At 72.3% G+C, this 9,867-nt stretch carries 10 protein-coding genes; 3 read left to right on the forward strand and 7 right to left on the reverse strand.

Annotated elements, in window-relative coordinates; all coding sequences use genetic code 11:
* The 3 genes from QZW52_RS16870 to QZW52_RS16880 form a co-directional block, all read right to left on the reverse strand.
* The coding region (locus tag QZW52_RS16870) for an OsmC family protein (RefSeq protein WP_434738353.1) at window positions 1–241 on the reverse strand (241 nt) is incomplete at its 3' end.
* 34 nt (window positions 242–275) lie between these two features.
* Window positions 276–1,400, reverse strand: a complete 1,125-nt coding sequence (locus QZW52_RS16875) for a lipocalin-like domain-containing protein (protein WP_434738354.1) — start codon at window positions 1,398–1,400, stop codon at window positions 276–278.
* On the reverse strand, window positions 1,400–3,925 hold the full coding sequence (locus QZW52_RS16880) for an FtsX-like permease family protein (protein ID WP_294000868.1): 2,526 nt from the start codon (window positions 3,923–3,925) through the stop codon (window positions 1,400–1,402). The genes QZW52_RS16875 and QZW52_RS16880 overlap by 1 nt, the downstream gene beginning before the upstream one ends.
* 95 nt (window positions 3,926–4,020) lie before the next feature.
* Between QZW52_RS16880 and QZW52_RS16885 the strand changes: the two genes are divergently transcribed.
* The gene (locus QZW52_RS16885; protein WP_294000870.1) at window positions 4,021–4,839 is read left to right on the forward strand and encodes a GGDEF domain-containing protein; all 819 of its coding nucleotides are present in this window, start codon (window positions 4,021–4,023) and stop codon (window positions 4,837–4,839) included.
* 14 nt (window positions 4,840–4,853) lie between these two features.
* Here the strand turns inward: QZW52_RS16885 and QZW52_RS16890 are convergent, their stop codons facing one another.
* From QZW52_RS16890 to QZW52_RS16905, 4 genes are read right to left on the reverse strand one after another with little or no spacing between them, the layout of a single operon-like run.
* The gene (locus QZW52_RS16890) at window positions 4,854–5,546 is read right to left on the reverse strand and encodes an ABC transporter ATP-binding protein (RefSeq protein ID WP_294000872.1); all 693 of its coding nucleotides are present in this window, start codon (window positions 5,544–5,546) and stop codon (window positions 4,854–4,856) included.
* Window positions 5,546–6,583: a tRNA (adenosine(37)-N6)-dimethylallyltransferase MiaA gene (gene miaA, locus QZW52_RS16895; protein WP_294000874.1), complete on the reverse strand. Its 1,038-nt coding sequence runs from the start codon at window positions 6,581–6,583 to the stop codon at window positions 5,546–5,548. Before miaA ends, QZW52_RS16890 begins: the two co-directional genes overlap by 1 nt.
* On the reverse strand, window positions 6,580–7,785 hold the full coding sequence (locus QZW52_RS16900) for a multidrug effflux MFS transporter (RefSeq protein ID WP_294000875.1): 1,206 nt from the start codon (window positions 7,783–7,785) through the stop codon (window positions 6,580–6,582). The genes miaA and QZW52_RS16900 overlap by 4 nt, the downstream gene beginning before the upstream one ends.
* On the reverse strand, window positions 7,782–8,213 hold the full coding sequence (locus QZW52_RS16905; protein ID WP_294000876.1) for a DUF1841 family protein: 432 nt from the start codon (window positions 8,211–8,213) through the stop codon (window positions 7,782–7,784). The genes QZW52_RS16900 and QZW52_RS16905 overlap by 4 nt, the downstream gene beginning before the upstream one ends.
* 53 nt (window positions 8,214–8,266) lie before the next feature.
* On the opposite strand from QZW52_RS16905, the gene QZW52_RS16910 reads away from it, so the two are divergent.
* Together QZW52_RS16910 and QZW52_RS16915 are read left to right on the forward strand one after the other, a co-directional pair.
* Window positions 8,267–9,010 carry a sulfite exporter TauE/SafE family protein gene (locus QZW52_RS16910; protein ID WP_294000878.1) on the forward strand — a complete coding sequence of 248 codons (744 nt, stop codon included), beginning with the start codon at window positions 8,267–8,269 and terminating at the stop codon, window positions 9,008–9,010.
* A 51-nt stretch (window positions 9,011–9,061) separates the two neighbouring features.
* Window positions 9,062–9,781 carry a DUF433 domain-containing protein gene (locus tag QZW52_RS16915; protein ID WP_294000879.1) on the forward strand — a complete coding sequence of 240 codons (720 nt, stop codon included), beginning with the start codon at window positions 9,062–9,064 and terminating at the stop codon, window positions 9,779–9,781.
* The last annotated feature ends 86 nt before the right edge of the window (window positions 9,782–9,867 follow it).

Consider the following 9,867-nt stretch of genomic DNA (forward strand, 5'->3'; position numbering starts at 1 on the left):
TCACCCCGGCGCAGGCCACCAGGGCTTCCAGCAGCATGTCGCCCGAGCAGGCGCCCAGGCCGTCGCCGCCTGCGGCCGGGTGGATGCCAGCGGTGATCCGCGCCCGGCCGGTGTCGAGCTTGCAGGTCACGCCTTCGCCCAGCCGGCCTTCGGCGTGCAAGGTGATCCGCGCGGCGTCGGGGTCGTCGCGGTAGCGGGTCTTGAAGGGGGCTTGGCGGGAGCGGAGGGTGTCGGCGTCCATGCGGGTTCCTTGGCGGTGGTGGGAGTGCCACCCTTCACAATACCAGCCGCCCCACATACCCCGTCATCTCCAGATACCCCAGCCCGACCCGCGCCCTGCCCGCGTCCAGCAACTCGCTCAAGCCCTCCCAGTACACCGTCCCCGTGCTGCCCCGGCTGTCGAGTTCCTGCGCATCGAGCAGCGCGCGCACCGTCCAGCGCCCGGCCGGTGTCTCGACCAGCCACTGCACCGGATAGCGCCCGCCCGTCGCCGGACTCGCCCACACGCGCTGCGCCGTGAAACGCACCTCGTCCGGGCCGAACGCCCGCACCGCGCCGCCCGCCGCCCGCCACGACCCGCCCGCCCACAGCGCCGAGCCATCCGCCCGCCGCAGCCGGAACGCGGTCAGTGCGCTGCCGTCGGCGAGGTTGATGCCGATCCAGTCCCAGCCCACCGCGTCGCGGTCCAGCAGCGCATCGCTCCACTCGTGGTCGAGCCAGGCGGTGCCGCGCAGGGGGCGGGCGGGCTGGCCCGGGCCGTTCGGGGTGAGGGTGGCGGTGACGGCGAGCTGGGGCTGGCTGTAGTAGTGGCTGGCCTGTGCCGGGCCGGGGCCTTTGCGGGAATAGCCGGCGTCGCCTTGCAGCAGCAGCGGCTGGGTCGTCTGCATCGACAGCGCGAGCGTGCCGCCCAGCGCGGGGCTGGCGACCGTTGCGTCGTAGCGGCTGGCGGTCGTGGCGCCGCTGCGCCGGAGTTGCCAGTCGCCGAGATGCACCCGCGTGTCACCGACCACGCTGTCCGCCCGCCCGAAGCCGGTGCGGGCGATGCGCTGGTCGTGGCGCTGGCGGCGCTCGGTCAGGTCGGTCAGGGCCACATGCACAAAGACCAACTGCTTCGCCGCGAAGGCGCTCGGGTGGTCGGCGGCGACCTCGGTGCGCGAGCGGAAGAACGTGAGCTGGAAGCCGTGGGTGGGTTCAGCGGGGCGTTCGCCGGGTGTGGCGGGAGCCAGCCAGCCGGTGGCGTACCACCACTCGGTCTGCGTGTCGGGGTGGCTGCCGAAGTCGGCGGGGAAGGCCAGCGCACGCCGACGCACGCCCTGCGTTTGCGCCATGACCGACAGCGGCATGGGCAGCAGCGACCCTGCCACCAGCCGCATCCAGTGCCGTCGAGGGAGACCGACCATCACCAATCCTCCTTCACCGCCAGCGCCATGTCATGCGACGCCGCGGCCCGCCCCGACACCCACGCCGTCACCGCCCCCGCCACCAGCACCGCCACGACCAGCGCCCCCAGCCGCCACCACGGCAGCGCCAGCTCCATCGTCCAATGAAAACTCTGCGGATTCACCACCTTCACCAGCACCACGCTCACCGCCAAGCCCAGCGCCAGCCCGAGCAGCGCGCCGACGGCTGTCCACAGGGCACCTTCCGCACAGACGAGGGTGAGTACCTGTGCCCGCGTCGTGCCGAGGTGCTGCAGCGCGCCGAACTCGCGCCGCCGCGCCAGCACCTGCGCCGAAAAACTCGCCGCGATGCCGAACAGCCCGATGCCGATGGCCACCGCCTGCAGCCAATAGGTGACGGCGAAGCTGCGGTCGAAGATCGCCAGCGACACGGCGCGGATCTCGGCCGGCGTCGCGATCTCCAGCAGCGCCGGATCGGCCGCGAGCGCGCGCAGCCCGGCCTGCACCGGCGCCACCGCTGCGCCTGGGGCCAGCCACAGCGCGAGGTCGTTCACCTTGTCGTCGCCGGTGAGCCGCTGCCAGTCGCGGCGGTCGATGACCAGCGAGCCTTGCTGGCGGGCGTAGTCGCGCCAGACGCCGCGGAGGTGCGCGTCGGCGGTGCGTCCGTCCGGCAGTGGCAGGCGCAGCGTCTGTCCGGCCTGCACGCCGTAGAGCGCGAGCACGGCTTCGCTGGCGTACACGTCGAGCTGTCCGGCCGGTGAGGGCGGCTGGAGCACGCCGACCAGCGGCAGCGTCCGCGCCACATCGCCGACTTCGCGGGCGATCAGCGCCACCGCCGCCCGCGCCGGATCGAGCGAAACGGCCACCACCCGCTGCGCCTGCACCCGCGCCACGCCCGGCAACGCCGCAGCGGCCTGCACGAACGCGGGATCGAGGTAGGCGCTGTCGGCCTGGGCGGTGGACGTGGCCGTGCGCGCATAGAGATCGGCGGGCAGCACCTCGTCCAGCCAGTGCGTCACCGAGTCGCGGAAGCTCGCCACCATCACGGTCAGCGCCACCGACAGCGCCAGACTCGCGACCACGCCCGCCACCGTGATCGTCGCGCTGGCCCGCTGGTCACGGGCGCGCTCGACGGCCAGCAGCGCGATCGGCTGCCGCGGCGGCGTGATCCGGCCCATCAGCGCGCCGACCAGCAGCGGCACCGCCATGATCCCGCCCAGCAACAGCAGCGCCACCGACCCATACGCCGCCAGCGGCAACTCACCCAGCGGCGGCACGAACGCCAGCGCGACTCCTGCCAGCATCAGCGCCGGCCCGCGCCACGGCTGGCGCAGCGTCTGGTCCTCGCCGCCCAACCCTTTCAGACTCTGCGCGGGCGACAGCGCAGCGGCCATGCGCGCCGGCTGCCAGCCACCCGCCAGCGCCGCGGCCAGCCCCAGCCCGCCATAGACCAGCGCCGCGCCGTTCGACCACTGCAAGGCCGGCGCCGCGCCCCCCAGCAGTCCGCTGCCCAGATCCCCGCCCAGCACCCGCAGCGCGAGCGCCGCCAGCCCCGTCCCCAAGGCCAGCCCCAGCCCCGCGCCGACGATGCCCAGCAGCGCCGATTCGACCAGCACCAGCACCAGCCGCTCGCGGGCGTGCATCCCGAGCACACCCAGCAACGCCAGTTGCGGCACCCGCTTGGCAACGGCCAGCGACTGCACCGAGAACACCAGGAACGCCCCCGTGAACAGCGCAACCAGGGCCAGCACGGTGAGGTTCACGCGGTAGGCCCGCGAGAGATTCGACACCCGCTGTGCCGCTTCGTCCGGCGCTGCCGCGCGCACCGACGCCGGCAGCGCCAAGGCCCGCAGCACCGCCGCCCGGTCGGCACCCGGCTGCAGGCGCACGTCGATGCGGCTGAGCTGCCCGAGCCGCCCGAACTGCGCCTGCGCCCCGGCCAGGTCGATCACCGCCAGCGGCCCCGTGTCCGCCGCGACGCTGCCGCCCACTGTCAGCGCCACCAGCCGGTTGCCCGACTGCACCCGCAGCGCCTCGCCGGCCTGGACGCCGAACAGCCGCTGCGCCGCCGGGTTGAGGAACACCCGGTCCGGGTCGAGCAGGCCCAGCCTGGGGGTGTCACGCAGTGCAGGGTCCGGCCGCGGCAGCAGGGTAGGGGCCAGCGCGGCGGCCACCAGCGCGTCCTGTCCGATCAGCTTCAGCCCGTGCTTGCGGCCTTGGGTGTCGAGCGCGTAGGTGTCCACCTCAATCACCGGACTGGCCAGCGCCACACCGGCCTGCGCGGCCACGCGGGCGTAGAGCGCCTCGTCCAGCCCGCTGCGGCCGACGGGGCGCAGCTCCACATCCGGCTGGCCATTCACCGCGCGCACCGCCTGCCCGAATTCCGCCAGCGCCGACGCGTTGATCAGATGCACCGCAAACGCCAGCGCCACGCCCAGCGCAATCGCCAGCAGCGCCACGGCGATGCGGCCCGGCTGGTGGCGCGCCTCACGGGCGATCAGGTGCAGCGTGTCACGCAGGTGCATGGCGGTGTCCGGTGCGTGATCGTTCACACACGCTGCGAAGATGCGTGTCGGTTGGTACTGGATGGTGTCTTCGTGCGGGCACAATTGTTTCCGGTATGGCGCCACTCCCTGACCTCCCCGAACACCCGCCCCAGCAGCCCGACATCAGCCCTTTTCTGGAGGCGGTGGCCCGCTGGGTGCGGCGCATGGGGGTGCAGCGGGCCACGGTGGTGCTGGTGGGGGTGAGCGTGCTGGCGTCGGTGTTGCTGACGGCGGGTTGGCACTGGCTGGCCGGCTGGTCGCTCAACAGCCACGCGCTGATCATGGCCGCCCTGGTGCCGGTGCCGATCGCCTCGCTGGGCGCCGGCTACACGCTCCAGCTCATCGTCGCGCTGGAACAGGCCATCCGCCGCCTCGAATCCCTGGCGATGACCGACTCGCTCACGGGCATCCGCAACCGCCGCTGCTTCATGCAGGCGGCCGCGCTGGAGTTCGAGCGCGCCACCCGCCACGCCCGTCCGATGGCGGTGGTGCTGATCGACGTGGACCACTTCAAGCGCGTCAACGACCGCCACGGCCACCAGCTCGGCGACCAGGTGCTGGTCGAGATCGCCCGCTCCTGCCAGTCCACGCTGCGCAAGACCGACCTGCTGGCGCGCTTCGGCGGCGAGGAGTTCATCGTGCTGCTGCCCGAGACCGGCCAGCGCGAGGCGGTGCGGCTGGCCGACCGGATGCGCATGGCGGTGTCGGCGGACCTGCGGCTGCCCGATTCCCAGCGGCCGGGTGCCGTGACGATCAGCCTGGGCGCCGTGGCCCTGAGCCGCAGCACGCCGACGCTGGACCTGCTCATCCAGGCCGCCGACCAGGCGCTCTACGACGCCAAGCGCGCCGGCCGCGACCGCGTCCACACCATGCCGGCGCCGCTCAACGTCTGAGCCGGGCGTCCGGTTCATCCCGCCTCCACCCCGTCGGCGCGCAGCCGCAGCGTGCGGTTGGCCTGCGCGGCGGCGGTGTGCGAATGCGTGACGATCAGGCAACCCGCGCCGTGCTGCCGGGCCTGGGTACACAGCAGGTCGAGCACGCGCTGGGCGGTGTCCGGGTCGAGGTTGCCGGTCGGCTCGTCGGCCAGGAGCAGCGCCGGCCGATGCACCAGCGCCCGCGCGATCGCGACACGCTGCAACTGCCCGCCAGACAACTCGCGCGGCCGGCGCTGACCGAGCGCGCCCAGCCCCACACCGTCCAGCACCCCCTGCACGCGGGCCGCGATCTCGCCCCGGTCGCGCCAGCCCTGCAGCATCAGCGGCAGGCCAACGTTGTCCGCCACGCTCAGGTGCGGCAGCACATGGAACGCCTGAAACACGAAACCCAGCGACCCCCGCCGCAGCAGCGCCGCCTCGCGTTCGGTGAGGCGGCCCACGTCGCGGCCGGTGATCTCGACCGTGCCAGTGTCCGCCCGGTCCAGCCCAGCGATGCAGTTCAGCAGCGTCGATTTGCCCACCCCGGACTCGCCCACCAGCGCGACCACCTCGCCGCGCTGCATCGCCAGGTGGACGTTGTGGAAGACGCTGGTTGCGCCGTAGCGTTTGCCCAAGCCGGTGATGCGCAGCAGCGGGGCACCGGGCATGGCGGGCATGGCGGTCATCACGGTGCCTCCCGTTCCAGCACCGGCATCACCCGCGCCAGCACCACCGCCACCGGATCGCCCGCGTCACAGGCGATCACCTCGCGCTGCGCCATGCCGCGCAACCAGGTGATCTGGCGCTTGGCGAGCTGGCGGGTGGCGGCGGTGCCCTTCTCGGCGAGCTGCGCGGCCGGCCACAACCCGTCGAGCATCTCCCAGGTCTGCCGGTAGCCGACGCAGCGCATCGACGGCAGTTCGGGGTGCAGATCCCCCCGTGCCCGCAGCCGCTGCACCTCGTCGATCAGACCGCCCGCCAGCATCGCCTCGAAGCGTTGCGCGATGCGGTGGTGCAGCCAGGCGCGGTCGGTCGGCTCCAGCGACAGCAGCGGGAACTCGGGCGGTGTGGCGGTCGCGGTCGGGATGGCAGTGTCCGTGCCCACCGCCGTGCGGTCGAAGCGGCCGGTGTGGAAACTCGACAGCGGCTGCCCGCTCACCTGCCACACCTCCAGCGCCCGCTGGATGCGCTGGGCGTCATTGGGCGACAGGCGTGCGGCGGTGACGGGATCGACCTCGGCCAGCCGCGCGTGCATCGCCGGCCAGCCGATGGCGCGGGCCTCGGCGTCCAGCGTGGCGCGCACGGCGGGGTTGGCCGCTGGCAGCGCGTCGATGCCGTCGAACAGGGCCTTGAAGTACAGCATCGTGCCGCCCACCAGCAGCGGCACCGCGCCCCGCCCGCGGATTTCGCCGATCAGTCGCCGCGCATCGGTGACAAAGGCGGCGGCGGAATACGCGGCGGTCGGCGCGATCACGTCGATGAGGTGGTGCGGCACCTCGGCGCGTTCCGCAGCCGAAGGCTTGGCGGTGCCGATGTCCATGCCGCGGTAGACCAGCGCCGAATCGACGCTGAGGATCTCGATCGGTGGCAGGCTGCGTTCCCGGCAGGCGCGGGCGATGGCGAGGGCGGCGGCGGTCTTGCCGCTGGCGGTCGGGCCGGCCAGGGCGAAGGTGGTCGGGTTGGCTGCGGCTGCGGCTGCGACAGTGCTGGCGCCGGTGCTCATGGGGCATCTCCGTGGCGCTGCACCGTGGTCCAGGCGATCAGCACCGTGACCACCGATCCGGCCGCGACGCCGTAGGCCAGCGGTTTCGTCGTGCCATCCAGGGCCTGTCCCAGCCACTGGCCGATGCCAAACGCCACCACCGCCAGCACGAAACCCGCCAGCGCCGAGGCCACGCCGGCCTGCTGCGGGAAGGGGCCGACCGCGCCGGTCTGCCCGCACGCCTGGTGCGTGCCGTGCCCGAAGGCGAAGAGAAGCTGCGGCACGAGGACCGCCCACACCGTCTGCACGCCCGCCGCCGCCAGCGCCGCCATCGACAACCCACCAGCCAGCGTGAACCAGGCCGCCCGACGCACGGCACCGACCATGCCGTGCCGCACCAGCCAGCGCCGGCAGACGAAGGTGCCGGCCAGATAGGCGAGCGAGCTGGTGCCGAGGGCCAGACCGTACTGCGCCGCGCTCAGCCCGAGCACCTGCATGTAGACAAACGACGATCCGGCCAGGAACACGAACAGCCCGCCGTAGGTCGCCGCCGACAGCCCCGCCCAAGCGCGGAAGGTCGGGTGGCGCAGCACCGTGGCCCAGGCGTCCAGCAGCGGGCCGGGGTGCAGCGCCTGCGGGTTCTTCTGGCGCAGGGTTTCGGGAAGCTGCGTGGCGACGAAGCCCAGCGTGCCCAGCGCGATCACCGCCGCGGCGACGAAGGCCATGTGCCAGCCCAGGTGCCCGGCCAGCCAGCCGCCCAGCAAGGGGCTGGCGATGGCGATGACGCCCAGGCCGGACATCCCGAGCGACATGATCCGCGCACCCTCGTGCGGCGCGTACAGGTCACGCACCATGGCCCGTGCGACGACGACCACCCCGGCCATCACCGCGCCCTGCACGACCCGCACCAGCACCAGCGCCTCGATGGTGTGCGCCAGCACGGCCGCGAAGCTGGCCAGCAGGTAAACCGACAGCGAGGTCAGCAGCACCGGCCGCCGCCCGAAGCGATCCGCCACCGGCCCGGCCACCAGTTGCCCGAACCCGAACGCCAGCAGCAGCGCGGCCATCGTCAACTGCGTGGCGTGCATCGAGGCGTGCAGCTCGGCCTGGATCGCGGGCAGCGCGGGCAGGTAGAGGTCGGTCGTCACGGGCTGCAGTCCCAGCAGCAAGGCCAGCGCCACCGCGGCGATCAGGGCGGAGGGCCGCCGGGTCAGGGCCGTCATGCGGTGGCGCGGCGGCGAACGCGGTCGAGGTAGGCGTGGGGGTCGGGTGGCTGGCCGCTGCGCTGCGATTCCCAGAGCATCTCGCCCAGGCAGTCCATCACCTCGTGCTGCGCGGCGTGCAGGTCGCCGCGCTTGGCCGCCAGCAGCTCCACCGCCTGCCGGATGCCGCGCGGCTGGTCGATCGAGACCTGTTCGCTGATGCTCAGGTGCATCGACAGGTGCAGGAAGGGGTTGGTGCGGCCGTCCTCGATGGTGTAGACGGCGGCCAGCGCGGCGTCCAGATCGGCGAGATCGGCGTGGTATTCGGGGTGGCGCTCGGTCCATTGCGCGGCGAGGGTGTCCATCGCGGACAGCGGCTCGCCGGCGAGGTGCTTGCGCCACGCCGCGCAAAAGAAGGTCCGGACATCGTTCTGGCTGGGTGCAAACATTCCACAATTGTGGCCCCTTCCTTGTGGCGACGCTGCGCCGAGAGACCCGATCCGTGATCACCGAACCGATGTTCTACGCCGCGGCCGTTCCCGCGGTGTTCCTGATGGGGTTGTCGAAGAGCGGCTTCGGCGCCGGCTTCGGGGCGCTGGCGGTGCCGCTGATGGCGCTGACCATTCCCGTGCCGCAGGCGGCAGCGGTCATGCTGCCGCTGCTGTGTCTGGCGGATTTTTCCGGGCTGGCGGCGCTGGCGCGGCACGCGGACTGGCGGCTGCTGCGCTTCCTGATCCCGGCGGGCTTGCTGGGCAGCCTGATCGGCTGGGCGTCGTTCGGGATGCTGCCGGTGAAGGTGGTGGCGGGCATCGTGGGGGCGGTGACGCTGCTGTTCGTGGCACTGCGGCTGTTCTTTCCCCCGAAGGCCGATGTGGCGACGCCGCACCGCGGGCTGGGCTGGCTGCTGGGCACTGCGTCGGGCTACACCAGCTTCATCGCGCACGCGGGTGCGCCGCCGATCAGCTTCTACGTGCTGCCGCTCAAGCTGGAGCCGCTGCGCTTCAGCGGCACGATGGCGGTGTTCTTCACCATCGTGAACCTCTCGAAGTGGATTCCGTACTGGCAGCTTGGCCTGATCGACCTGGGCAACCTCGGCACCTCGCTGGCGCTGGGGCCGGTGGTGCTCGCCGGGGTCTGGACGGGGGTGCGGCTGGCGTCGCGGGTCAAGCCGACGCTGTTCTACCGGCTGGTGATGGGGGGCATGGTGGTGTCGGGGGGGAAGTTGCTGTGGGATGCGTTGAAATGATGGCGCCAGGGGTGTGGTTACACTGCTGGACTCCCGTTGCCACTCACGACGATGAACCCCTTTGGCCTTGGCATGTACTGCTTGGCGGATGCTGCGAAGCTGGTCCGCGCTGAGCCACGGACGATCCGCCGCTGGCTGTACGGCTACGCCTATACGGCCCGCCGCGGCCAGGAGCGTGAGTGTCGGCAGGTGCCACCCCTGTGGTCGCCGCAGTACGACCGTGAGGAACTGGGCGAGGCGGTGATCGGTTTCCAGGATCTGCTGGAGCTGCGGGTGGTGCGGGAGTTCGTGACGCACGGCGTGCCGCTGCAGGTGGTGCGCCGCTGTCTGCAGACCGCCCGTGAGGTGTTCGGCAGTGACCATCCGCTGGCCAACCACCGTTTCGTCACCGATGGCGCGACCATCTTTGCCGACTCGCTGGAAGCCGAGGCCCGCGCCGGCGAGCATGACGGCGAGCTGCTGGACCTGCGCAGCCGGCAGTACGCCTTCCGGTCGATCATCAAGGATTCGCTCTACGCCGGCATCGAGTACGAGAACGGCCGGGCGCGGCGCTGGTATCCGCAGCCGCGCAGCCGGGTGGTGGTGGTCGATCCGGCCTGCCAGTTCGGTCACCCGATGATCGAGTCCTGTGGGGTGCCGACGGCCGCGCTGTATTCGGCCTTTCTGGCCGAGGGGCGGCAGAAAGCGGCTGTGGCGCGGCTCTTCGATGTCTCGCCCCGCGAGGTCGAGGTGGCCGTGCGCTTCGAGGAACAGTTCCTGCAGGCTGCTTGAGGCCGGGTCTTGAGCCTCAAATTCCTCTTTGACCCGGACGAAGCGACAAGCCCCGGGGTTCAGCCCGGGGTCGAGCGTTCAAGCCG

This window comes from Sphaerotilus sp. (assembly GCF_013299175.1).
Taxonomy (GTDB): Bacteria; Pseudomonadota; Gammaproteobacteria; order Burkholderiales; family Burkholderiaceae_C; genus Sphaerotilus.

Coding starts and splice junctions, on each gene's coding strand:
- QZW52_RS16875 (WP_434738354.1), bottom strand. CDS start 1,400: ATGGTCGGTCTCCCTCGACGGCACTGGATGCGGCTGGTGGCAGGGTCG.
- QZW52_RS16880 (WP_294000868.1), bottom strand. CDS start 3,925: ATGCACCTGCGTGACACGCTGCACCTGATCGCCCGTGAGGCGCGCCAC.
- QZW52_RS16885 (WP_294000870.1), top strand. CDS start 4,021: ATGGCGCCACTCCCTGACCTCCCCGAACACCCGCCCCAGCAGCCCGAC.
- QZW52_RS16890 (WP_294000872.1), bottom strand. CDS start 5,546: ATGACCGCCATGCCCGCCATGCCCGGTGCCCCGCTGCTGCGCATCACC.
- miaA (WP_294000874.1), bottom strand. CDS start 6,583: ATGAGCACCGGCGCCAGCACTGTCGCAGCCGCAGCCGCAGCCAACCCG.
- QZW52_RS16900 (WP_294000875.1), bottom strand. CDS start 7,785: ATGACGGCCCTGACCCGGCGGCCCTCCGCCCTGATCGCCGCGGTGGCG.
- QZW52_RS16905 (WP_294000876.1), bottom strand. CDS start 8,213: ATGTTTGCACCCAGCCAGAACGATGTCCGGACCTTCTTTTGCGCGGCG.
- QZW52_RS16915 (WP_294000879.1), top strand. CDS start 9,062: ATGAACCCCTTTGGCCTTGGCATGTACTGCTTGGCGGATGCTGCGAAG.